Origin of the sequence: Clostridium senegalense JC122 (assembly GCF_000285575.1) — a bacterium.
Lineage (GTDB): Bacteria > Bacillota > Clostridia > Clostridiales > Clostridiaceae > Clostridium_J > Clostridium_J senegalense.
The window spans coordinates 125,664-150,122 of record NZ_HE611050.1 but is presented as its reverse complement, the minus strand read 5'-3'; the positions used below and the strand labels follow the sequence as shown (position 1 = coordinate 150,122).

The following is a 24,459-nucleotide window of genomic DNA, read 5'->3' as shown; positions in this document are numbered from 1 at the left end:
TATAATAAACAATTAGATTAATGAAAGGAGACTAATAATAGGTAATATGAATATTAATTTTAGAAATATTGACAATAAAAATATAGAAATGGTGAAGAATTTAAAAATAAAAAAGGAACAAGAAAGATTTATAGAAACTGTGACTGAATGTTTAGAAGAAGCAAATTTATATAATGAATGGCATCCAGTAGCTATATATAATTATGATGATATTGTTGGTTTTGCAATGTATGGCTCTTTTGGGCCTAACAAACATACTTGGATTGATAGAATACTTATAGATGAAAATTATCAAGGCAAAGGATTTGGAAAAGATGCAATGAAAAAGCTTATAGATATAGTTTTAAAAGAATATGAGGTAGATACTATATATTTAAGTATAGTGGAGGGAAATACAGTAGCTTATAATTTGTATACAAGTATTGGTTTTGAGTATATGAATGAAAGAGATCCTAACAACGGAGAGTTAATGCTTCATTATAGAATTAACAAATAAAAACTTGTAAAATTTATAAAAATACTAGTTTATATCTTAATTAACATTTAGCTTAATATATTGAAAAAATAATATACTAAAGTATTATATTATTCAATAATGAACATATAAGATTTTCATTTTTCATAGCAAATAAAAGTCAATATTGTTTAGGAGGGGTAAGTTAGAAATTATTATTAGAGAATGTAAATTAGAAGATTATACTGATATAGCTTTATTAAATAAAAATGAAATGGGATACGAATATTCTGCTGAAGATACAAAGAAGAAACTAGAAAAATTATTAAATGATAGTAGCAATAAGATATATGTAGCTGTATTGGAAGAAAAAGTAGTAGGATATGTCCATGCAAATAATTATGACTTACTATATGCACCACATCTAAAAAATATTATGGGAATCGCTGTTTTAAGTGATTTTAGAGAAAATGGTATTGGAAAAAAGCTTTTATATGAAGTGGAAAAATGGGCAAAGAATACAGGAGCTTATGGTGTAAGACTAGTATCTGGTTCAACAAGGATAGGTGCACATGCATTTTATATATCTTGTGGATATGATGGAAATAAAAAGCAAAGGAATTTTAAGAAAATGTTTTGATTGCTTTTTTTATAATTTCATTTTTTTAGGTTGACTCTAACATTGTGTAATAGTTTATTGTATAACTATACTAAAAAGAAAAGAGGTAAAAAAATGAAAGTTACAGCAATTAGATCAGATAAAATATATAAGAAAATGATTTTTTCAAAACAAGAGGAGCGTGACGATATATATCGCTATGAATTAATGAAACCATTTAAATTTAAATGGTCATGTGTTGGAGTACCAATTAAAGCAGAGCATTTAGGCGGTTATGATGTTGTTATGGCAAGTAGTATGACAGGTGGCTTTGCTCCAAGCCAAATTAACAGTGAACGAATTGATGATGTAGAAAAAATAAGTGATGAAAATTTTTGGCAGGCTTGTGAAGAAAGTATTACAAAAACAATTAAAGAATTTGAAAAAAATGGTATATATCTTCGCACAAAAGATTATATCTTTACTGTTTTACTAAATGATCCATTAAGTCCAATGTCAAAAATGACTGGTGATTATTGTGGAGATGGTGGTATTCCTGGATATATAATTGGAACAATTATTCCAAATGAGCAATCACTTAAAATGTTACCTGTAGCTCTTGCTCACGAAACTAACCATAATATAAGATGGCAATTTATCCAGTGGAGTAATGAAATTACACTTGGTGATATGATTGTTAGTGAAGGTTTAGCGGAAAATTTCGCTGCATTTATGTTCGGGGAGGATAAAGTCGGTATGTGGGTTAAAAATACAACGTTAGAAACTCTTGAAGATGTAATTAAACCTGCAATTAAACAAAATTTAAATAATAGTGACTTTAATACACTTTCGGCTTTTCTATATGGTGATGAAATTATGACTATTCGTGGTATAGAACCAGTTGGTATGCCATATTGTGGTGGATATGCTTGTGGTTATTATCTAATCAAGTATTATCTTAAAAAGACAGGTAAAACAATATTTGAAGCTACAATTACACCAACTATAGATATTCTAAGGGAAACAGAGGATTTTTGGAATTAAAGGAATGAATAAATTTAAGAGCCATATATATTGAAATGAAATATAAAAAATACCGTAGTATTTAAAAATGAATATGCGGTATTTTTATTTTGACAATTTAAATAAGTAAGGTGTTATAAGTAGAGCAATATGGTGTTTACAAAATATGTTATAATAGTTTTGCATTGTTCAAGAGGGAGAAAATTCAAATGAGAAAAATTAAAAAAATTGTTATTTTGGTGATACTATTTTTTATAAGTTTATATGGTTTTATAAAGTTTACAGGTACATCAGATGTTGATTATGTTAAAGAACAAATTAATATTAATATACCAAAACCAATAAATATAATTTATGAAGATACAGAAGATACACATAAAGGATTTCATGGAGATGGAAAAACATTTGCAAAATTAGAACTTGCATCTGATAATAAAAAAAATGTCTTATAAGAATTTAAAGATAACGTTAGTTGGCATAAAACACCATTAAGTGAGAATATTAATATGTTTATTTATGGAGGAATAAGAAATGGAGTTTACTATGACTATGGTGTAGCTAAAGATTTTAAAATTCCTGAAGTAGAAAATGGATATTGGTATTTTGTTGATCGTCATAGGGAAAGTGATGATTCTTTAAGTGATGCAAAGATATTTTATCGAGGATCTTTTAATATAACAGTAGCTATTTATGATATAGATAAAAATGTATTATGTAGAGTTTGATACATAAATTAGTGTATTAAAATACAAGCAGATAGTATGTATTGTAGTAAGATATAGTGGACATAGTACAAAAATTGGGATGTTAAGCCAGATTTTGTGGCTTCATCTACAAGTGATATTTTTAATATTATTAATAGTATTGAAAGAAAGTAATTATATGTTATAAGTTTGATTAAGGATAAAACACCGTATTATTTAGAAGTAAATTTTATGGTGTTTTAAATTTAGTCTGTTTTTTATAAACTTGTAAAAATATACAGAATATATGGTATAATTTTCATATTAATTAAATTGCAGTTCTAAAAAACTATATATTATAAATATATTTCAAGAGGTGGAGGTTTAATATGGATTGTGGATTTACGGGAGAAAATGGGTGGTTTAGATATAGAGCAGCAGCAATTATTGTGGAAAATGGATGTGTTCTTTTTGCTAAAAACCAATTAGAAAATTATTATTATTCTATTGGTGGAGTAGTTCATTTAGGAGAAAAAGCAGAAGAGGCCGTTAAACGAGAAGTACTTGAAGAAACTGGTGTAGCATATGAGGTTGAGAAATTAGTATTTATACATGAAAACTTTTTTGATGGAACTGGAACGTTAGATGGGGTAAGGTGTCATGAAATTGCATTTTATTTTCTTATGAAGCCTAGAGGAACGCAAGAATTAAACAGTAATAGTTATACACAAGGAGTTCGAGAATATATGCATTGGTTACCTATTAAAAATCTAAAAGACTATGTAGCTTACCCAGGTTTTTTTGCAGAAAAATTATTAAATATTGGTGATACTATTGAACATATTGTTACATTCGAATAATGAAATAATTTGTTGTACATTAAAAAGATGTAGAGGTGCAAATAAAAATGATAAAAACGGTTAATGATTTTAGTGAAATTCTAGATTTTGCATGGAGTTTGTGTCAGGATAATAAAAAAAATAGTTATCCAAGACGTAAAAGTAAAGAGGATTTACAAAGTGGTATTGAAAAGGCAATTAATTCAGATACACGAAAAATAATCGCTTGTTATAAAGAGAATATGCTTATGGGGGTTTGTAGTTTTTTTTGGATAGAAGAAGAGATGTATGTACAAACCAATATGTTTTTAATAAAAGATAATTATAATATTACTGCTGATGAAATAATAAATTATCTTAAGAATGAGTTTAAAGGATATAATTTACTTATAGGTATCACATTTGATAATAAAGAGGCAATAAAATATTTAGAAAGTAGAAATTTTAAATGTATTGAATCTAGTATTGATACAAGATTATACAAAGAAAATTATAAAGTTCGCAATATTGAAAAAACAATAAATTTATTACAAAGTAATCAATTTGAAGAATATGCTAAATTTCATGATAAGTATGCAAAAGATATGTATTGGAATAGTGAACATATTAAGGAAAGTTTTGACGACTTTAATATTTTTGTATATATGGAAAATGGGACTATTATGGGAAGTATTTTTGTTAGAGATCTCAAAATTGAGGCAGAGGTAATTGGTTTATTTATTGATGAAAGAGTTAAAGGAAAAAGAATTGAAAGCGATCTGATTAACGTAATGATTAAAAACATTTATAAAAAATATACTGATATCAATGATATTGTTTATTTCATTGATGATGATAGTGAAATTGAATTAGATTCCGCAAAAGAATTAGGATTTGAAATTATTGATAAATATAGATGTTATGAATGTAAATTATAATTAACTATAAATACCACATAAAATGGAGGACGGTCTATGAAAGATTTATTTTTAGTTGAGCCTAATAAAAATTATCAAAAGAGTTTTGAAAGTTATGCTTTAGCTTATAGAAAGATAAATGATGAACATTATTTTAATAAATATAAAAAAGCATTAGAAAATTTCCAAGGTTATTTAAATGACTTGGACGATTATTCCAAAGGAAATAATCTACCTCAAGGTGATGTTATAACTTCAACATTTTGGTTAATTGATAAAAAAGAAGTTGTAGGAGTAGTGAGAATTAGACATGAAGAGGTAGAATGTGCTGGGCATATAGGTTATGATATATCACCAGATTATAGAAATAGAGGTTATGGTTTTCAAATTTTAAAATTGGCATTGGAGAGGTCTATAAAGATAGGGCTAGAAGAAGTAATTTTAACTTGTAATATAGACAATATAGCCTCAAAGAAAATTATAGAAAAGAATAATGGAAAATTTTTAGGAACTATTTTTGATGAAGAGGAAAATGAAGATATGAACAAGTATAGCATTACATTAACAACTAACTAATTTTTTCTTTTATTCTATATAGGGTTTTAAACATAGGCGTAAAGTTAAGTTTAAAAGCTTCAAAATTATAATATTAAAAAGTGATAATGAAAAAAATTAAAATAATAGTATGTAAAAATTATCTATATGATAAATATATAAAATAGAATTTGAAAGCAAGTTAATTAAATATTTCATGACTCATTATATTACAATAATAAAGGGCAATGGAGGGGTTTATTTGTATATTAAAGCATTATCAGAAAGCGAAAAAATGCAATTAAAACAAAGGTCTAACAGAATAAAAGAATTACAAGAGCAAGGCATATGTTTTGGGTGCTATAATTTTGAAACAGACGAGATATTCCCAGGAGAAGGTTTGATTATTTACGAAGATGATAAGGTGAGATGTCAATTCGAAAAATTTCCACGAGCAACTGGTCAAACAACTATAGTAGCGAAGGAACACTATGAGGATATTTCAGAAATGCCACTTGAATTAGGTACTCATATATTAAAAATATCAAATGCAATTATAAAGTTGCATAAAGAAATTATAGGGGCAGAAAAAGTATATATGTGTACACTGTGTGACGGTAAAAGAAACCACTTGCACTTCTCGCTATTTCCGCGATTAAAAGGAGAAACAATTGGTTTTAAAAATTTTGTCAAAGAAGATGGTATTTTAATGGATTATCATGAAACCGTTGAAATATACAAAGAAAAAATGAAGGAGTTAGTATAAGATAATAAAACATAAATACAAAAATTAGGAGAATAACATATATGAGTAAAAGAGTAGGTATGATTTACAAACTTATACCACAAGAATTAGAAGGAACTTATGCATTTGATAAGATAAGTTCTGATGATATACATGAATTATCAATTTCTATGTTAGAAGCATTTAAAGATACTACGGACTTTGATGGTGAAACTTTAGAAGAGTTAAATGAGGAGATTTACAGTGTTATTGAAAGCACATTTGGTACATTTATTAGTGATGCGTCATTTCAAATTAAGCAAAATGGTGAAATTGCGGCTGTAATTCTTATAAGTTTATATAAAGATAAACCATTTATTTCAGAATTATTTACAGCTAAGAAGTACTTGAAACTAGGTATGGCAAGTAATCTTTTGAAAAAGAGCATAAATACATTATTGAATTTAGGATATAAAGATTTAGTTTTATATGTACATCCTGAAAATGTTGAGGCTATTAATCTTTATAAAAAAATTGGGTTTTCAGCGCTATAGTCTTACTTATTATAAAAAATAAAGTATAAAGCAGATGCCGTATTATTCAAAAATGAATATGCAGTATTTTTGCATCACAATTCAAAGGCAATGTGAGCTAATAACTTGGTGTACATTTAAAAGTGTATAAAATGATAGGAGGTGAATGTTAGTAAGAGTTTGGTACTTATAATGTATTCTCTTACTAAATATAAAAAATGAAAAGAGAATTAGGAATTGCACGGTGTGGGCTTGCTTGTTGTTTGTGTTCAGAAAATTCGAAATGCTCTGGTTGCAGTTCGGGAAAATGTCCAGATAAAGAATGGTGTGAAAATCGTAAGTGCTCTATAGAAAAAGGGTTAGAGGCTTGTTATTTATGTAAAGAAAAATGTCATAAGGGATTATTAAATAAGATAAAACCATATGGATTCACTATATTTATACAAAGATATGGAGTAGAGGAACTTCTTGATTGCTTAGAACAAAACGAAAAGAATGGTATTGTATATCATAGGCAAGGGATAAATGGAGATTATGATGATTTTGATGATGCAGATAAATTAATAGCATTCATTAAATCAGGTAAGAGATAAATTTAATACAGGAAAAGTATATCCTGTAAATCAGAAGTTTAAGGTGAGATAAATGAATAAGATGCAAATCAAAAAAATCGTAAAAGAGAATCTTGGAAAATACTTAAATTGCGAACAAGAAATCTTTGAGCATGATGGAGTAATTTTTCATAAACCAATTAGATTAAATGAATTTCAACAAAATCCATTTTTAGAAATTACAAACATTGAAAAAGCAATTATTGTTTCAGCTTCTTATGAAATTATGGATAATATGAAAACTTTATTGGTTGGAAAATCAAGAGATGAGATATTTGAATGTCCTTTAATATATGGGCAATCAATTTATTATATTCCTGATATTAAAAATCTGAAATTATGTGATCTACTACCAAAATATGAATATTTCTATTTAGAAGGAAATGAGATAAATAAGTTAAGAGAAATTAAAGGATTTACTAATTCATTAGAATTTGACGAAGATGGAAGTACATCTACTGCAATTGTATTTTTTGCTATGAAAGATGGAGAAATTATAGGGCTTGCTGGGGCATCGAATGAATATAGTAATATGTGGGAAATGGGCATAGATGTTAAGAGCAATTACAGAACAGATGGTTTAGCAACTGTACTTGTAAATCATTTAATGCATAAAATATTAAGCAAAAGTGTTTTACCGATATACTGTGCTTCATCATCTAATATTGCATCACAAGCAGTAGCTCATAGAGCAGGATTAATACCTTATTGGATAAGCACATATAAGAATATACTTGATGGGAGTTCATCTTATAATGAATTAGTAAAACCATTATATAAATAATTTAAAGTCAAGAAATGTATTTGAAAAATTAGGCTTTTTAAAGTATAAACATCCAGATGGGGAAGATGGACTTATTTATAGATATGATTTAGGTACATCTGGCAATGAGCATTGATTAATATGGGGGAACAAAGATGGAAAGTAATAAAGTAGAGTTAAAAATACCTAAATTTGAAGAATTAGATTATAGAAGAAAACTTTTAGCCGATAAAGAAACCATGGCTTACAATATAGGATACGGAGAGAATGATGAAACAGGATGTATAGAATTTAAAGAAAATCATTGGGAAGATTGGTTTTCTCGATGGATAAATAATATACCAGAAAAGTATTATGCGTATATAATCAGTATTGATGAAAATATACCTGTTGGTGAGGTTGCCCTACGATATGTTAGTGAAAAAAATTCTTATTGTATTAATATAATAATTGAAGCGCAGCATAGAGGAAAAGGATTTAGTGAACAAGCATTAAGATTATTAATTAAGGTTGCATTTAATGAATTAGGAGCAGACAAGGTCTTTGATGATTTCCCAAGTTCAAGGATAACTGCAGAAAAGGTATTTAAGAAAGTTGGGTTTAAAAGGGTTTCAAATGATATTGTTGAATTAACAAAACAGGATTATTTAAGTAAAGGGCAGGATATTATCTAACCTAAAGATAGGACAATATAAATAATATGAAAAGTAAAGGTATTATTTTATTAACAGAGCAACGATATCCAAAAAAGAGAGAATGACATATGGGGAAAATTTGAAAGATAAGGACTCTGTTAAAATAATAAATAGTAATTTATAAAAAGTAGGAGGGGATGAAATGGATATCAGTGTGAAAGAAAGATTTGATAATGCAAGTAAAGAGTATGTAACTGATAACTATATTTGGAGATATAGATCAGGTAAGTTGGTAAGTGAATTAGCCAATCCAAATGTAAATGATGTTATTTTAGATATGGGATGTGGAACAGGTAAACAAATTATTGAACTTTCAAAAACTATAAAACATGGTATAGGAATTGATATAAGTGAAGGAATGATTAGACAATCAACTGAAAATGGTAACGACGAAAACAGAGAAAATATTGAATTCTTTATTGGAACCTTTGATAAGCCTGATGAAAATGTTGATTTGAAAGAAAAGAGAATTACTAAAATTATTTCAAATTACGCATTACATCATTTGAATTCACAGGAAAAGAAGAAAGCAATTGAAAGTATGGTTTATATAGGTGGACAAAGCTTAGAAACTATTGTCATAGGTGATTTAATGTTTTTTGAAAATCCAGATAAGTATAAAGATGAATACGATGAAATTGGTTATGGACCAGGTAATGACCAACCATCAACGGTTGAAGAGTTAGTTAAATGTTTTTCAGAATTAAATTTTAATATTGAAGTATATCAATTACATCCACTCGTAGGTGTTTTAGTAGCTAGTAAAAGATTTTAATTAAAATAGTCAGTATATAGTACAACGCAAGATGTTATGCACCAGTAACAAATGTGATAGCAGGAGGGACAAATATTGTCTAAAGAGCAAAGCAAAAGTTATAAAGTTGATTCTATAAAAAGATTTAAGATTTTTATGTTTGGAAGTATTCTTTTGGCTACAATATTGGGTGTATTCGCTCAAGATATTGCTTATTATATAAGTAATAATATAAATATAGTGAAATTATCTGCCGTATATTGTTTAACAGCGTTAACGTTGATAAGTATACTGTTATTTTTAATTACACCTAATTGATATGTAGATGCATAAAAAAACAAGGGCAGAAAAAAGGAAGATTTATTATCTATATTTTTATTGACAGTATTATAGGAATTTTGACATCTACTTTTTCAATGTTTGTTATGATTATGTGGTGGGGTTAACAGCAATTATATCACGATTTTCTTATAAGATATAACAACTATAAAAATGAATAACTTATAAAAAAGTAATAATTTAAACATAGAGGGATTAAATTATTTATATGTTAGTAATGGTACTTCTGGTGGATTAACAGTGTTGTTAGATTCGAAAGGAAAACCAATTATAACAAAAGACAAATAATATTATTATGTTATGAACTAACAAAAATAAGTTAAAATGTCAAACTATTCAGAAGAAAATTTATGGAATATTTTAAATATAATATAAAATAGCTTGAAGATAAAACTATTATTTAAATTAAGTTCAGATATGGGACAAGTAATTAAATATTATTTATTAGATAATTTTTATAAAGGAAAATTATCTTTTTTTATATATTTAAAAAGATACAGTAATTTAAGTGTAATATGAGAAACTATAAAAAACTATTAAAAATTAATGTAGTATGAACAAATTCTAAAATATTTATACAAGTGTTACAAACAACATACAATATTCTGCAAAAAAGTCTAAATTTTAGACGTATAATGTAATAATAGTAAGATTATCAGAGTAAATGAGAATATAAATTATATATGATTATAAAAAATTATTATTAAGGGGATGAGTAATTTGCAAAGTTACATTGTAGAGGGCGTTCCAACTTTAGAAGAAGCAAAAATAATATTAGAAGAAGGGAGTAAATTAAATCCTGGACCATGGGTAGAACATTCTTTATATGTAGGGAGAGCTGCAGAACTAATTGCAAAAGAAGATAAAGAATTAGATTCTAATGTAGCATTGGTACTTGGAATGTTACATGATATAGGGAGAAGATATGGTGTAACTAATGAGAAGCATAGTTTAGATGGTTATAAATTTGCTATGGAAAAAGGATATGATTTATTAGCAAGAGTATGTATGACACATGGATATCTATGTAAAAATATTGATGGTATATGTGGAAAGAAAGATTGCACTGTTAAAGAACGTGAATTTATTAAAGAGTATTTAGAAAATATTGAATTTACAGCATATGATAAATTAATTCAATTATGTGATGCTTTAGCATTACCATCAGGATTTTGTTTATTAGAAAAAAGGATGATGGATGTTGTTATGAGATATGGATTTAATGAATTTACACTTGAAAAATGGAAAGTAACATTTGATATACAAAAATATTTTGAAGAAAGAATAGGAAAGTCTATTTATAGTGTTTTACCAAATGTAAAGGAAACTACTTTTGGATTTTAAAATTTGAATTTTACGGTGTTTTTAAGTATTAAAGTTAAGGAGTGGATTTTATGAAGGCTATTGAAATATATAATCATTTAGAGAAAGATTTTATATTTAAAGGGTTAAAAGATGATTGGGCAAAATATATGGATGAGGTTAAAGATTATCTTTCAACAAATTTTAAAGAAAGAAGTATGGGATTAGTGTGTGATTTTGCAGATGAAATCAATAAAGTTTATACTGCAGTATTTCCAACTAAAGAAGTTATGCAGAAAATTATTGATGACGACACAACGGACGCTATGTTGTTTTTACACCATCCATCTATTTGGGATATTAAAAGGGTAAAACCATTTTATCAGATGAATAAAGAATTATTAGAAAAGTTTAGGGAAAATAGAATATCTATATATAATTTACATGTACCCTTAGATAATTTCAGTGAATATTCAACAAGTAAGACTTTAGCAGATATTTTAGATATAGAAGTTGAAAAACCATTTAAAGTTTATTGTGGAGCTTTAAGTGGTGTAATTGGCAAAACTAAGTGTAAAAGTATGGAAGAATTGCATACTAAGTTTTCAAAAGCACTAGGACATAATACAAGTCTTTATATGTATGGAGATAACAATATAAAAGATGGCAAGGTAGCTATTGTAGCAGGTGGTGGTAATAATAAAGATACTGTTTATGAAATGATTGAAAATGATGTTAAAGTTCTTATCACAGGTATTTCAGTAAAGAACGAAAAACACTCGGAAGTTCACAGGCTTGAGCAAGAAAATGGTATTAATGTTTTAGGTGGAACTCATTATTCTACTGAAAAATTTGCATGTGAAAAGATGTGTATTTATTTTGAAAAGTTTAATTTAGTTTCTTCTTTTATTGAAGGAGAACCAGTATATGAAGATATGTAAAATTGATATATAGTTTAAAAATTAAGAATGCATTATTTATATAAATTATGAGGAGATGGAATAGATGCCTAATATAATAGTAATGTATCAATCAAAATATGGTGCCACTAAAAGATATGCACAGTGGTTAAGTGAGGAATTAGCATGTGATTTAATAGAAACTAAAAAGGCTAACCTAGATAAAATTAAAGAATACGATACAATAATTTTAGGTGGTGGTATTTACGGAATGGGGATATCTGGAATAGCTTTTCTAAAAAAGAATTATGAAAAGCTAAGGAATAAAAAAATTATTGTATTTGCAGTTGGAGCATCTCCATATAACGATGATTCTGTGAAACTTTTGAAGAAACAAAATTTTAAAGATGATATGGAGAATATTCAAATAGTTTATTGTAGAGGTGCTTGGAATGAAGAAAGAATGTCTCTTAAGGACAAGCTTTTATGCAATATGTTAAAGAAAGTTGTTTTAAAAAAGGATTCTAAAGATTATGAACCATGCGAAGAGGCATTAATGCAAGCAATTGGATCTGAGCATGATTGGACTGAAAAAGAAAATCTTAAACCCATTCTTGATTTTATAGAAAGAAAAAATAATGCATATTAGAAATTGAGTATTGCAGTATTAAAGTTAAAACTGATTTTTATTTTATAGTAATACTTAAGACATTTATGATAATTTTATCAATATAAATAATTTTGGAGGAAGTTGTTATGAAAATATTAGTTACAGATAGATTAATATTAAGGAAATGGAAAGAAAGTGACAGTACAGATTTATATGAATATGCCCAAAGTGAACTTGTAGGCCCTAATGCTGGTTGGCCACCACATAAAAATGAGGAAGAGAGCAAAAAGATAATAAAAATGTTCATGGAAGATAATGAAACATATGCTATAGTTTTAAAATCAGAAAATAAAGTTATTGGTGGGATAGGACTTCATAATACAAAACCTGATGATAAATCTATTCATTTAAAACAAAGGGAAATAGGATATGTTCTTAATCCTAAATATTGGGGAAAAGGAATTGTTCCAGAGGCCGTAAATTCCTTAATTGATTATGGTTTTAACGAATTGAAACTAGATATAATTTGGTGCGGACATTTTAGTTTTAACTATAATTCTAAAAGAGTTAATGAAAAATGTGGATTTACATATAGATTTCAAAAAGATGAGAAGTTAAAATTATTAGATAATAAAGAAGTCACTACATTATATTATAGTATTTTAAAGTCTGAATACTTTAATTAATTTCCATTTAAATTATATGCATAAATTGATAATTAAAAAATTCAAGGAGAATAAGAACAATGAATATACGTTTAGCAAACCTTAATGATAAAGAAAAAATAGCAATTTTAATAGCCCAATTTAGAGTTGATTTAAAGGAACTTAAAGGTATAAAATCAAAATTTAATGTAGAGCAATCCAAAGAGGAATTTGAAGAATATATAGAAGCAAATTATCCTATATTTGTTGCTGAAGAAAATAATAAAGAATTATTAGGGTATTTAGTTTGTAGAATTGATAATGGAACAGTTTGGGCTGAATCTTTATTTGTTTCTCATGATGTAAGAAGAAATGGGATAGCATCAAAACTATATAAAAAAGTAGAGGATATTGCAAAAGAATTAGGTGAAAGTACAGTTTATAATTGGATTCATCCTAATAATGATAAGGTTATAAAATTTTTATCTAAAAAAGGATACAATGTTTTAAATCTTATTGAAATAAGAAAGCCATGGGACAATGAGATATTAACTAAAACAATAACTGTTGGAAACTATGAGTATAATTATTAAATATTGTTATAGGACAAGCTATAATTTTATTATTATAGAATAAATTTATTTATTCAATTGCTAAAATTTTAAGGGGGATAATAAACATGGTAAAAGATAAGTCTGTTAAAGATATGTGGGAAAAATATTTAATATCTATTGGTGAAAATATTATAAATACTAATAAAAAATATACGGCATGGTATTTTTGTGCTGATGAGGAAAGTGCCAATAACTTAGCGGATTTAACTAGAGAAGGAATTAAAAGAGGGACAACTTCTCTATATGATTTATATAAGCTGGAAAATGAGGAACTTCCTGAAGTGGGAGAGTATAGTATTATAACAGATTGGGATGGAGTTGCTAAATGTTTAATAAGAAATAAAAAGGTTACAATTCTTCCTTTTAAAGATGTAGGTAAAGAACTTGCTGCAATAGAAGGAGAAGGTGATAAATCTTTAAACTATTGGAGAAAAGTGCATATAGATTTTTTTACAAGAGAATTAAAAAATTTAGAAATGGAATTTACAGAAGACAGGATGGTTGTATTTGAAGAGTTTGAAGTTGTATATAAATAATTTGAGAGAAAAAACAAGTTTAATTAAGTGACAGAAAGAATATTAAAAAATAGTTGTATAAAAGGAGTTGCAAATATGGATAAATCAAGCAAAATTATTTTTGCGCAAGAACAATTGGCAATTGATTGGGAATGTGATTCCAATGTTTTTAAACAAGATAAAAATATTTTTATCAAATCAGAAAAGCAATTTTTTGAGATAGTTACATTTGGAAAAAATGCAGTTATTAAAGCGCATCCATATATTTACAATTGGTGCGTAGAGCTTTTTTCAATGACTCCTGCACATGATATAATGGATGGAGAAAACTTATTTGTTATTGAAGGTAAACTAAGAGAGTTCGGAAAAAAACTTGAAGGTGAGCACACTCGATATCTATATATAAATAAGAATGAAAATATTTGTCCACCTAACGAGTTTGAGTACAAATTTTTTGACAAAACTAATATCAATACTCTATATGATAATAAAAATTTTGATAATGCATTAAACTATGACAATGACATTATTGCATTTGCAGCATATAAAGATAATCAACTTGTTGCTATAGCTGGAGCTGATGATAGTATGCCAAGTTTATGGCAAATTGGAATAGATACTTTGCCTCAATATCGTAATAGAGGGCTAGCTTCCTATCTTGTAAAAACTTTGGCTGATGAAATTGAAAGACGAGGCATATTGCCATACTATACCACATGGAGTCCCAATATTGCATCAACGTCAGTTGCACTTAAAGTGGGATTTTTACCTGTTTGGGTTGGGTATTATGCAACTAATGTATAGTTAAAATTACCTTAAGAGTATACTTGAAATTTAATATAACATTTTTAATAATAATGAAAATTTTTAAATTCAGGTTTGTTTTCCTAGATTTTTATTTAATTTATAAGTCTAATTATAATTAGAATTTTTTTATAAATTTTCTATAAGTATTAAAAATAGAATATAATCTTAAAAAATGGGGGATTTAATATGGGTGAACAGAATCAGGTTAGAGAAATAGAAGTTGCTGAATACAATTCTAGTTGGAAAAAGGAATTTATGAAAGAGTCAAAATTAATAGAGGATATTATGAAGGAAGAAATAATAAAAATTCATCATATTGGAAGTACTTCAATTCCTGATATTTTTGCAAAGCCAGTAATAGATGTTTTACTTGAAGTAAAAGATATTAACAATACAGATGAGTATAATAATGAGTTGAGTAAGTTAGGGTACATATCAAAAGGGGAATATGGAATAAGTGGACGTAGATTTTTCTTAAAAGGTGTATATCATAGAACACATCATATACATGTTTTTGAGACAGGTAATTTAGAAATAGAAAAACATTTGAATTTTAGAGATTATATGATAGCTCATCCAGAAGAAGCAAAAATGTATGGAGAATTAAAAAAAGAGTTAGCGATTAAATTTAAGCATGATATTGATAGTTACTGTAATGGAAAAAATCAATTTATAAAAGATATAGACAGAAAAGCATATGAATGGTCAAAGTTAAAAAAGTAATTAAAAGATTAATTTACAACTAAAAAATGATTATCAAAGCGAAAAATAGTAGTTTAAATATGTTAGTGATTCAAGATTAATCTCATGATATAATTTTTTATGATTAAATTATTATATCTTAAGGAGATTAAAATGAAAAAGTTGAAATTATTTAATTTTATTCCGATAATAATGACAGCACCTGCTATTGTTATTGGAACAATAGCAATGTATTATAATAGAATTTCAAATTTTATTATAATACAAAATATTATAGGATTGGTTATAATGGGGCTAATTTCATATTATCTATTGTCAGGGAACATTAATATATGTAGAAATAAAAATATTAAAGATATTTTTAAGTTAATTCCATTAATACTTTTACTTTTAACTTTTATAGGAGAAGGTATGATGGGAGTTCATAGGTGGATAGCTATAGGGCCAATAAGATTAAATATAGCTATGATAGTGATGCCTATAATAATATTATCATTATGGAAATTGTTAAAAAATAATAGTTGGTGGAAAGTAGCAATTATAACAATTTTTATATCTATAGTACTTTTTATTCAACCTGATGCTTCACAGTTATCTGGTTTTGCTATTCCTATGATTTTTATGCTATATAAGAATGGTGATAAAAGAAATTTTTCTACAATAATTTCAGTGGGGCTTTTTATATTAGTTATTTTATCATGGATACATTTAGATAATCTTTCGCCAGTATCATATGTTGAAGAAATTTTAAATTTAGTAGCTAATATGGGACAAGTGTGGTTTTTATTAGGAATTGTGTCATTAGTAATATTACCAACCCCTTTTATATTATTTCCACCTGAAAAGTTAAAATTACCATCATTATGCATTGGTATATACTTTATTATCATTATAATTTCTACATTTTTTGGTAATTTTCCAGTTCCTTTAATGGGGTATGGAATTTCGCCTATAATAGGATATATAATATCAATAACATGGTATACAAAATTAAAATTTAATTAATAATTTATAATACTATAATTTTATTTAATTAGAATTGAAATATTATACATAATGACATGGAGGTACGTTTTGAAATTTAAAATATTCTTTTTAATTGGTTTTCTTATGTTTATTCTTGGAATATACTTTTCAAGTAAGTCCAATTTTATGATTATAATAGGAATATTAGGTGGGGGCATAATGGGATGCATGTCAGCACTTATAGGTCATTCTTTAGCAAAAGATATTAAAAATAAAAAAGGCAGTTTATAAACATGTAATTTATTTGTAAAATCGTATTATTCAGAAATGAATATAAAAAGGTAAGGATCTAATATAAAAAATAAAAAGTATTTAAGGAGTAATTTTATGAAAAAATGCATTGTAATAATGGAATAGTCAAAAAAGAAATATAATACGAAGGAGCGAGTTAAATATGACTATTCCAAATTCAAACAAAGTATATCCAAGAAGTAATGATTATCAAACTGTATATCTCAAAAGTGTAATTACAAGAGATAATATAAAAGTTGGAGATTATACAATATATAATGATTTTTATAATGATCCAAGAGATTTCGAAAAAAATAATGTATTATATCAATATCCTATAAACAAGGATAAATTAATAATTGGTAAGTTTTGTTCCATTGCATGTAAAGCAAAGTTTCTTATGACCAGTGGAAACCATATAATGCAATCACTATCTACTTATACATTTCCTATATTCGGAGAAGAATGGGATAAATCATTAAAACCCACATATGCTTGGGATAATAAAGGAGATATTATAATTGGAAATGATGTATGGATAGGATATGATGCTATAATTATGTCAGGGATTAAAATTGGTGATGGTGCGATTATTGGAACTAGAGCAGTAGTTACTAAAGATGTTGCACCTTATACTATTGTTGGAGGTATACCAGCAAAAGTTATAAGAAAAAGATTTAGTGATGATATAATTTTGGAATTGTTGAAAATTAAGTGGTGGGATTGGACATATGAAAAAATTCAAGCAAATATTAAATACATTCAATCAGGAAATATTAATAAATTAGTTTAGTATTCTGTTACAAATTTATTATTTAACCTTTCAACTTAAAAAACATATAATTTATTTTAACACCGTATAATTAAAAATGAATATGCGGTGTTTTTGTTATATTTCAAATAAAACGAGAAAAAGTTTAAAGATTCAATCATGATAGTGGAATATTTATAACAAATAATTTTGCCACAAATGTCAGATTACCCTAATGTTACAAAAAAGTAATATTGCTAAGAAAAAAGTAATGTTAATAATGGGAAAACAAATGAAAAAAGAATTAGCATATTATTAAAGGGTAAATTCAATATAATTAAGAGAAATTTGGAGGCAGAAATATGTATAAAGTATTAAAAGCGAAAAATAAGACAATAGCAATAGTAATTATTTTATTGTTATTAATCATTATAGGGGTAATAACAAAATTAAATAAGGACAAGGATTATATTGATAAATTGATTAATCAGTACAATCCACAAGGTGCAACTGCTGTGATTATAGAAAACGGCGTTATTACCAATGTAAGAAATTATGGATATGCAAATATTGAAAGAAAAGCTGTGGTTACAGATGAAACTCAGTTTAAAATTGCATCTATTTCAAAGACAATAACCGCATACGCTATAATGAAATTAGTTGATGAGGGTAAATTGGATTTAGATGTTCCCATAAATACATATTTAACTAAATGGCATCTTCCTGAAACTGAATTTGATGAAAGTAAATTAACTTTGAGAACACTTATGTCTCATACAAGTGGCGTAACTGGAAGTGATGAATGTGGTTATAAAAAGCCATTACCCACAATTGACCAGGCTTTAAAAAATAGAGATGTTAAATTGAAAAGAGAGCCAGGTGAAACATTTGAATATTCAGAATTTGTAGGATTTGGTATCTGTCATCTTATTATTGAAGAAGTCACAAATTCTAGTTTTGAAGAATATATGGAAAGAAATATATTCAAACCATTAGATATGAAAAATACAAGCTATAAAAATGAGAATTCAAATGGAAAGTTTGCAACTCCTTATGCAGGAATAGGTAAGCCAATTGAGATAACACCTATTGTTATGAACGGAGGAGGCGGTGTTTCAACTACAGCAGTAGATTTATCAAAATTTGTAGTTGAACTAATGAATTACTATAATAATGGAAACAAAGAAATGTTTAAGCCACAGAAAAATACACAAAGTATAGGAGGATTATATGCTTTAGGAATCATTCCAAGAAAACTTAAAAATGGCAAAACTGTTTATGAACATAATGGAACATTCACAGGATGGAACGCACAAATAGCTTTTGAACCTGTTAGCAGAAATGGAATGGTTATACTTACAAATTCAGATAAATCCTATTATTTGACATACGGTTTAATGGAAAAATGGGGTGAAAGAGTTATTGGGGAAAAGGTTATTGATACTCAAATGAAGCAAATTGTCAAAGTGGTTTTCAACACAATAGTAATATTGGCTATGATTCTATTATCCTTATTTGCAGTATTAGTTATTAAAATTAAAAAAGGAACTATTATTTTATCTGAAAAGCGTAAAACAAGATATATTAAATCAGGTATTATAGTGTTTTCATTAGCAATTTTATATTATGGCTTTATGTATACTGATTTACCATGTAAATTATTGTTTAATGTGGATGATTATTATTTGTTTACCTTCTTGCCATTAAATTTTAAATGGGTAAATATTATATTGATACTTACTGGTGCTTTTATTATTTTTAGAAGTAGATATAGTAAAAATAAATTTTAAGCAAAAATAGGTATGGGTTAGAGTTGTTAAGTGAAATTTAGTACTGAATATTCTTAAATGATAAAACCGATATACTATTAAACAATTTATAAAAATACCGTAATATTCAGAGATGAATTTATGGTGTTTTTTATGTCTTATTTTGATTATGAAGTAAAGGAGGATAGAAGTGAAAAGATATAGAGTTGAATCTAGAAGTGGTAAAAATAATTTTAGAGCAGATTGTGATGAAAAGGATTTTAAATATTGGAAAGCGATATGTAAATATATTTCTATTCAAAATAAAGGTAAATGCTACTATAGAGAATTTCCAATAACTAAAAATAAAAAATTTATTATGCAAAACAAAATTCTCAAATGACAAAAGATGAAATTTTAATAATATGTAAAAGGTTAGGAGTGAGAATGTGAAAGCTAAGGAATTAACTCTAAGAGTAGTTAATGAAATTGAAGAAGGTAAATTTGAACTTAAAGAATTTAAACTATATATGACATATGAAAGTTTTATAGGTTGTATATTGGGAGAAGCAGAAATATTAAGACCTACTGGCCGTAAAGATAGAAACAATAGGGAAATATATGAAAGTGACTATTTAGGAGTTGAGCTTGAATATGATGAATTTATTAATCCAATGTGTGTTACATGGAATGATAAAAAGTGTTGTTGGAGTTTATATATAAACGGATGCCATGAATATGATTTAGATGAATTTACGGATTATGAAATAATAGGAAATGAGTACGAAGGAATTAAAAGATATTAATTTGTATTTTAAGTGAAATGTTCTTTGAAAATTGAATAGTACGGTGTTTGAAAATATGTTATAATATGGTTTAAATAAAGATTATTTGTGTGATATACAGGTAAAATAAATAGTAATTTGAAGGGGTGTTATAGTGAATAAAATTACATGTATATGCTTAGGAGTAAGAAGCATGGAGAAATCTATAAATTTTTATAGAGATAAGCTTGGATTCGAAACAGATGAAAAAAGTAATAATCCAGAAGTAATATTTTTTAATACACCAGGAACAAAATTTGAACTTTATCCATTGGAGTTATTAGCAAAAGATATTAGTGAAGAAGATACTCCGCAAATTTCTAATGGATTTACTGGAATTACATTAGCATATAATGTGGAGCATAAAGAGGATGTTGATAAAGTTATAGAAAAAGCTAGAAATGCTGGAGCTAAAATAGTTAAAGAGCCTCAGAATGTATTTTGGGGTGGGTATCATGCATACTTTTCTGATTTAGACGGATATTATTGGGAGGTAACTTGGGGGCCAAACTTTAAATATGATGATAAAGGTATGCTTATTTTTTAACGTATAAATTCAAATTTATCCAGAGAATTAAATCAATTTTAGAATAATATTATAATGTGAAATAAAGATTATTTTAATACAATGTAGATAAACAGCAATTTATCAATGAACTTAAAAATTAAATATAAAATAATATATTGAAATACCGCAGTATTCATAAGAAATTTGCGGTATTTTTGCGTCGTAATACAAAAAAATTACGAATTAAATAATCTTTTAAGTTTGAATGATACAGTGTTTACAAAATATGTTATAATTTATTGATGATAATAGGAAAATTTCAAATGAGAATTATTTGTATGAGAGATACAGATAAATAGAAATTTGAATAACAGATTATATAAAAAATTCGCAGAAAATATCAAGTATATCATCTTATCTTATCTTATAATTTTTTTGAAAGATGAGGTGTTTTTAATGAAAAGAACAAAGACATACTTAAAGAATTTTGTAGGAACAAGTTATGAAGTTGGGACACAGATTGGTAATTGGATTTTATCGCAACCCGATTTATTGAAAAGGGTGATTTTACCACCTAAGGCATATCCTCAAAGCAAGTTAACAGAAATATTCGATTTGCTTAAAAAATATTGCAGTGGTGTAAACGAGGAAATCAAAGGGTTTGTAGATACAGTTGGAATTTCAAAAGAACAAGCAATCTTTTATGCAATGACATATTTGGAACGTGGGTGCAGTTTGATGGCAGCAGTTTCAAACAAGATTGAAACTGGACACACTTTAATGGCGCGTAACTATGATTTTAATGATGAAATGGAAGAAATGTGCTTCGCATATACAGCTATTAAAGGAAAATATCGTTACATTGGTTCTACACTCAATTTATTCGGACGATGTGATGGAATGAATGAATATGGGCTGGCAGCTTGTAAAGCCAGCAATGGATTGCCAGTGGGTAACTTTGAGGGAGGACAGAAAGCAGGTGTAACTGGTTTTTCTTTTTGGGTTGTTATCCGAAGTATTTTGGAAAACTGCAAAAATGTTGATGAAGCTATTGTATGGGCAATGAATGCACCTATTGGATATAATATAAATTTAATGCTTTCTGATAGTAATAATAAAATTGCGCTATTGCAATGTATAGATGGTCATAAAGCATATCGTATTTTAGATAATGCCTCTAAGGAGAGTTTTCTAATTTCTACAAACCATGCAATTTTGCCAGAAATAAAGCCATATGAAAAGATGTTGATTGAAAACTCTGTGATTCGTTATAAAACAATAGAAAAGATGTTTTCTGAAAAAGAAAAAATATCAGTGCAAGATTTAAAGGTGATACTATCGACATCTTATCCGCAGGGATTGTGTTGTCATTATTACCCTGAATTTTTTGGAACTTTACGTTCTATGTTGTTTAATACAACCGAAAAAAAATAGAAGTGACATTCGGTTCACCACAAGTCAATAATTGGAAAATTTTCACTGTGGAAAAATTACAAGAGCAAGAAATTATAGTAAATCTTCCATGTGAAAAAGTGGGGACAGATTTTTACAATATTACCTATTAAAAAAGGAGAATACTGTATTGAAAGATAAACAAATCATTGGTAGAGCAATTATATTTATTGAAACAAATTTGTATGAGCCTTTGACTGTAGAATCAGTTGCTAATGCAGTTTCCTATTCTTATTATCACCTTCACCGTTATTTTCAAGCTGTGATGGGGGAAACAATTGGTAGTTATATCAGAAGTCGGAGATTGACTCAAGCGGCATATGACCTTATATATAGTGACATAAAAATTTTAGACATCGCAGTTTCATTGTATTTTGAGTCTGGTGAAAGTTTTACAAGAGCCTTTAGGAAGAGATATGGTATTACACCAACAGAATACAGAAAAAATGGGATTGATGTGTTGATTGGAAGTCATCAGCCGATGCAAATTGACAAACTGACTGAATGCAATTATGTAAATTTCTCACCAGAAATCGTAATATTTCAACCTAAATCTGTTGTTGGGTTTAGATTTGACATGAGTATTGAGAATAATAACATTATTGAAATGTGGAAAAAGTTGAACACTCAATTGGCAAAGCAAAAGTATATTTCAATGAATAATAATAGGTATAGTATTTATGAAACAGGTGGTACATGCTTGCCAAATACATTTAATAAAAATAGTGAAGCTACTGTATTTATAGGGATTGAAACATCATGTGACTCTAAGGTCCCAGAAGGTATGAAGTTAAAAGAAATTAGTGGTGGAAAGTATGCTAAATTCATACATAAAGGCACAGTAAAAAATTTACTTTCTACATATTATTATATTTGGGGTGTTTGGTTGCCTAAGAGTAGTTTTCAACTTGATGACAGAGATGATTTTGAATGTTACACAGAACAATTTTTAGGAACTGAAAATGAAGAATCACAGATTGAAATTTATTTTCCTATACAATAGTAAAAATATAATAAGAATTCGTTAAATTCCAATTTAAAAATGAGCTTAAAAAGTAGATATAAAAGAATATATTAAAATATCGCATATTCATTTTCGAATACTGCGGTATTTTTATTTTACAATTTGATTTAAATACGACATATAGGGAAACAAGATCCAATTCAAATTTATAAAAAGATATGTTGAGAATTACTAGGAACGAAGTTAATAGTAATAACCATAACTATTAACTATTCACTCTTAACTCTTAACTAAAATAATCTGTTAGTTATTGAAAAAAATATTAATTTCAGTTTTCTCATTTGATAAATGAATAACTTTAAAACTTGGATACCTAAAATAGTGAGACATGCTCCGAATCACTTAGAATTTAACACTGCATCTTGTATGAAAATATTTTAAAGTTATTGAATAAATTTAAGTTGGGGCTTGTTTCTTTATAACTATTGAAATTAGAAATGTAAAGAATGGTCTTTGAAAATCCAATAATGTGGTGTTAAAAAAGTAACTATGTAAAACTATACAAATAAAATATAAGTACCATAAGTTAAGTTAAAATGAGTAAGAAAATACGTAGCAAATCAATTGTAAATTTTAGTTTACTATTAAATATATATTTGTATTCAATTGCCTTTTCAAATATAATTATATAAAAATATAGATAACTTTATTAGGAGGATTAAAATGGGAAAAATAGGAGAAATTAAATATATTATTAATAATAGAACAATTAACATAAGAAATGGAGAAGTAAAAGATGCTGAAAAATTGATTAATCTTATTAAAAAAGTTGGTGAAGAAACTGATTTTCTACTAAAGAACCCTGATGAATTTAATCCAACAATTGAAGAAGAAAAAAATTTTATTCAGAATCAGGCAGATTCAGAAGTAGATTTATTGGTTGTGGCAGAAACAGACGGAAAAGTAATTGGAATATGTGGATTGAATGGAAATGTCAACAAAAGGATTAGGCATTCTGCTGAATTTGGACTAGCAATTGAGCAAGAATTTTGTGGAATGGGTATAGGTAAAAAATTAATGAAAGCAGGAATTGAATGGGCAAAAGAAAAGGGTATATCTAGAATTACACTTAAAGTTGATACAAACAATTATAGAGCAATAAGTTTATATTTAAAGTTGGGTTTTGAAATAGAAGGCACATTAAGAAATGACAAGATGTTATCTGATGGTAGCTATATAGATGGTTATACAATGGCATTATTATTATAATCAAGCATCCTATATATATCGTAACATTAATTAATTTACAACATTCTTATCTTGTGACATAAATGAAAAAAGAATGATTTACTCAAACACCGCATTATTCAATTTTGAATTCAGTGGTGTTTTTTCGTCGCATTTCAAAAAAATTAC

At 27.0% G+C, this 24,459-nt stretch carries 34 protein-coding genes; all 34 read left to right on the top strand.

What is annotated here, in order from left to right:
* Positions 1 to 46: 46 nt before the first annotated feature.
* Positions 47 to 496: a GNAT family N-acetyltransferase gene (locus tag CSGHG_RS01130; protein WP_010291927.1), complete on the top strand. Its 450-nt coding sequence runs from the start codon at positions 47 to 49 to the stop codon at positions 494 to 496.
* 145 nt (positions 497 to 641) lie between these two features.
* Positions 642 to 1,094, top strand: coding sequence for a GNAT family N-acetyltransferase (locus CSGHG_RS01125; protein WP_010291925.1), 453 nt, complete (start codon positions 642 to 644; stop codon positions 1,092 to 1,094).
* Positions 1,095 to 1,187: 93 nt separating this feature from the next.
* Complete coding sequence (locus tag CSGHG_RS01120) at positions 1,188 to 2,096, top strand: DUF2268 domain-containing putative Zn-dependent protease (RefSeq protein ID WP_010291923.1); 909 nt, start codon at positions 1,188 to 1,190, stop codon at positions 2,094 to 2,096.
* Positions 2,097 to 2,284: 188 nt separating this feature from the next.
* Positions 2,285 to 2,527 carry a hypothetical protein gene (locus CSGHG_RS01115; RefSeq protein WP_010291920.1) on the top strand — a complete coding sequence of 81 codons (243 nt, stop codon included), beginning with the start codon at positions 2,285 to 2,287 and terminating at the stop codon, positions 2,525 to 2,527.
* A gap of 54 nt (positions 2,528 to 2,581) precedes the next feature.
* Positions 2,582 to 2,800 carry a hypothetical protein gene (locus CSGHG_RS01110; protein WP_010291919.1) on the top strand — a complete coding sequence of 73 codons (219 nt, stop codon included), beginning with the start codon at positions 2,582 to 2,584 and terminating at the stop codon, positions 2,798 to 2,800.
* 347 nt (positions 2,801 to 3,147) lie between these two features.
* Entirely contained in the window at positions 3,148 to 3,618 is a 471-nt protein-coding gene (locus CSGHG_RS01105) for an NUDIX hydrolase (protein ID WP_010291916.1), read from the top strand.
* Positions 3,619 to 3,665: 47 nt separating this feature from the next.
* Positions 3,666 to 4,514, top strand: coding sequence for a hypothetical protein (locus CSGHG_RS01100; protein WP_010291914.1), 849 nt, complete (start codon positions 3,666 to 3,668; stop codon positions 4,512 to 4,514).
* Positions 4,515 to 4,550: 36 nt separating this feature from the next.
* Positions 4,551 to 5,069, top strand: a complete 519-nt coding sequence (locus tag CSGHG_RS01095) for a GNAT family N-acetyltransferase (protein ID WP_010291910.1) — start codon at positions 4,551 to 4,553, stop codon at positions 5,067 to 5,069.
* A 220-nt stretch (positions 5,070 to 5,289) separates the two neighbouring features.
* Positions 5,290 to 5,793, top strand: a complete 504-nt coding sequence (locus CSGHG_RS01090) for an HIT family protein (RefSeq protein ID WP_010291908.1) — start codon at positions 5,290 to 5,292, stop codon at positions 5,791 to 5,793.
* Positions 5,794 to 5,834: 41 nt separating this feature from the next.
* On the top strand, positions 5,835 to 6,305 hold the full coding sequence (locus CSGHG_RS01085) for a GNAT family N-acetyltransferase (RefSeq protein ID WP_010291906.1): 471 nt from the start codon (positions 5,835 to 5,837) through the stop codon (positions 6,303 to 6,305).
* 197 nt (positions 6,306 to 6,502) lie between these two features.
* Entirely contained in the window at positions 6,503 to 6,877 is a 375-nt protein-coding gene (locus tag CSGHG_RS01080; RefSeq protein WP_026022166.1) for a hypothetical protein, read from the top strand.
* Positions 6,878 to 6,929: 52 nt separating this feature from the next.
* Positions 6,930 to 7,679: a GNAT family N-acetyltransferase gene (locus CSGHG_RS01075; protein WP_010291903.1), complete on the top strand. Its 750-nt coding sequence runs from the start codon at positions 6,930 to 6,932 to the stop codon at positions 7,677 to 7,679.
* Positions 7,680 to 7,813: 134 nt separating this feature from the next.
* Positions 7,814 to 8,332: a GNAT family N-acetyltransferase gene (locus CSGHG_RS01070; protein ID WP_010291889.1), complete on the top strand. Its 519-nt coding sequence runs from the start codon at positions 7,814 to 7,816 to the stop codon at positions 8,330 to 8,332.
* A gap of 163 nt (positions 8,333 to 8,495) precedes the next feature.
* Positions 8,496 to 9,128 (top strand): class I SAM-dependent methyltransferase, encoded by a 633-nt coding sequence (locus tag CSGHG_RS19480; protein WP_010291885.1) that lies wholly within the window; start codon positions 8,496 to 8,498, stop codon positions 9,126 to 9,128.
* Positions 9,129 to 9,203: 75 nt separating this feature from the next.
* Complete coding sequence (locus CSGHG_RS01060; protein ID WP_010291884.1) at positions 9,204 to 9,425, top strand: hypothetical protein; 222 nt, start codon at positions 9,204 to 9,206, stop codon at positions 9,423 to 9,425.
* A 207-nt stretch (positions 9,426 to 9,632) separates the two neighbouring features.
* Positions 9,633 to 9,734, top strand: a complete 102-nt coding sequence (locus tag CSGHG_RS24015) for a DUF6440 family protein (RefSeq protein ID WP_235700113.1) — start codon at positions 9,633 to 9,635, stop codon at positions 9,732 to 9,734.
* Between the two features lie 432 nt (positions 9,735 to 10,166).
* Positions 10,167 to 10,790, top strand: a complete 624-nt coding sequence (locus tag CSGHG_RS01055; RefSeq protein ID WP_010291883.1) for an HD domain-containing protein — start codon at positions 10,167 to 10,169, stop codon at positions 10,788 to 10,790.
* 50 nt (positions 10,791 to 10,840) lie between these two features.
* Positions 10,841 to 11,689: a Nif3-like dinuclear metal center hexameric protein gene (locus CSGHG_RS01050; RefSeq protein ID WP_010291882.1), complete on the top strand. Its 849-nt coding sequence runs from the start codon at positions 10,841 to 10,843 to the stop codon at positions 11,687 to 11,689.
* Positions 11,690 to 11,753: 64 nt separating this feature from the next.
* A complete protein-coding gene (locus CSGHG_RS01045) occupies positions 11,754 to 12,296 on the top strand; it encodes a flavodoxin domain-containing protein (protein ID WP_010291880.1) in 543 nt (180 codons plus the stop codon).
* A 107-nt stretch (positions 12,297 to 12,403) separates the two neighbouring features.
* Positions 12,404 to 12,943: a GNAT family N-acetyltransferase gene (locus CSGHG_RS01040; protein WP_010291876.1), complete on the top strand. Its 540-nt coding sequence runs from the start codon at positions 12,404 to 12,406 to the stop codon at positions 12,941 to 12,943.
* A gap of 59 nt (positions 12,944 to 13,002) precedes the next feature.
* Entirely contained in the window at positions 13,003 to 13,494 is a 492-nt protein-coding gene (locus CSGHG_RS01035; RefSeq protein ID WP_010291874.1) for a GNAT family N-acetyltransferase, read from the top strand.
* A gap of 86 nt (positions 13,495 to 13,580) precedes the next feature.
* Positions 13,581 to 14,051: an ASCH domain-containing protein gene (locus tag CSGHG_RS01030; protein WP_010291873.1), complete on the top strand. Its 471-nt coding sequence runs from the start codon at positions 13,581 to 13,583 to the stop codon at positions 14,049 to 14,051.
* Between the two features lie 75 nt (positions 14,052 to 14,126).
* Positions 14,127 to 14,834, top strand: coding sequence for a GNAT family N-acetyltransferase (locus CSGHG_RS01025; RefSeq protein WP_010291872.1), 708 nt, complete (start codon positions 14,127 to 14,129; stop codon positions 14,832 to 14,834).
* Between the two features lie 189 nt (positions 14,835 to 15,023).
* Positions 15,024 to 15,560, top strand: a complete 537-nt coding sequence (locus CSGHG_RS01020; RefSeq protein ID WP_010291871.1) for a GrpB family protein — start codon at positions 15,024 to 15,026, stop codon at positions 15,558 to 15,560.
* Positions 15,561 to 15,692: 132 nt separating this feature from the next.
* Positions 15,693 to 16,544 (top strand): cell division protein, encoded by an 852-nt coding sequence (locus tag CSGHG_RS01015; RefSeq protein WP_010291870.1) that lies wholly within the window; start codon positions 15,693 to 15,695, stop codon positions 16,542 to 16,544.
* Between the two features lie 69 nt (positions 16,545 to 16,613).
* Positions 16,614 to 16,796, top strand: a complete 183-nt coding sequence (locus CSGHG_RS01010; protein ID WP_010291867.1) for a hypothetical protein — start codon at positions 16,614 to 16,616, stop codon at positions 16,794 to 16,796.
* Between the two features lie 163 nt (positions 16,797 to 16,959).
* A complete protein-coding gene (locus tag CSGHG_RS01005; RefSeq protein ID WP_010291866.1) occupies positions 16,960 to 17,589 on the top strand; it encodes a CatB-related O-acetyltransferase in 630 nt (209 codons plus the stop codon).
* 320 nt (positions 17,590 to 17,909) lie between these two features.
* Positions 17,910 to 19,337: a serine hydrolase domain-containing protein gene (locus CSGHG_RS01000; RefSeq protein ID WP_010291865.1), complete on the top strand. Its 1,428-nt coding sequence runs from the start codon at positions 17,910 to 17,912 to the stop codon at positions 19,335 to 19,337.
* Positions 19,338 to 19,506: 169 nt separating this feature from the next.
* A complete protein-coding gene (locus tag CSGHG_RS00995) occupies positions 19,507 to 19,698 on the top strand; it encodes a hypothetical protein (protein ID WP_010291864.1) in 192 nt (63 codons plus the stop codon).
* A gap of 46 nt (positions 19,699 to 19,744) precedes the next feature.
* Positions 19,745 to 20,101: a YopX family protein gene (locus CSGHG_RS21620; protein ID WP_010291861.1), complete on the top strand. Its 357-nt coding sequence runs from the start codon at positions 19,745 to 19,747 to the stop codon at positions 20,099 to 20,101.
* Positions 20,102 to 20,234: 133 nt separating this feature from the next.
* Positions 20,235 to 20,666 carry a VOC family protein gene (locus CSGHG_RS00985; protein WP_010291860.1) on the top strand — a complete coding sequence of 144 codons (432 nt, stop codon included), beginning with the start codon at positions 20,235 to 20,237 and terminating at the stop codon, positions 20,664 to 20,666.
* Positions 20,667 to 21,083: 417 nt separating this feature from the next.
* Positions 21,084 to 22,061: a C45 family autoproteolytic acyltransferase/hydolase gene (locus CSGHG_RS19470; protein ID WP_010291858.1), complete on the top strand. Its 978-nt coding sequence runs from the start codon at positions 21,084 to 21,086 to the stop codon at positions 22,059 to 22,061.
* A gap of 148 nt (positions 22,062 to 22,209) precedes the next feature.
* The gene (locus tag CSGHG_RS00975; protein WP_010291855.1) at positions 22,210 to 23,082 is read left to right on the top strand and encodes an AraC family transcriptional regulator; all 873 of its coding nucleotides are present in this window, start codon (positions 22,210 to 22,212) and stop codon (positions 23,080 to 23,082) included.
* Between the two features lie 684 nt (positions 23,083 to 23,766).
* Entirely contained in the window at positions 23,767 to 24,312 is a 546-nt protein-coding gene (locus CSGHG_RS00970; protein WP_010291853.1) for a GNAT family N-acetyltransferase, read from the top strand.
* Positions 24,313 to 24,459: the final 147 nt, after the last annotated feature.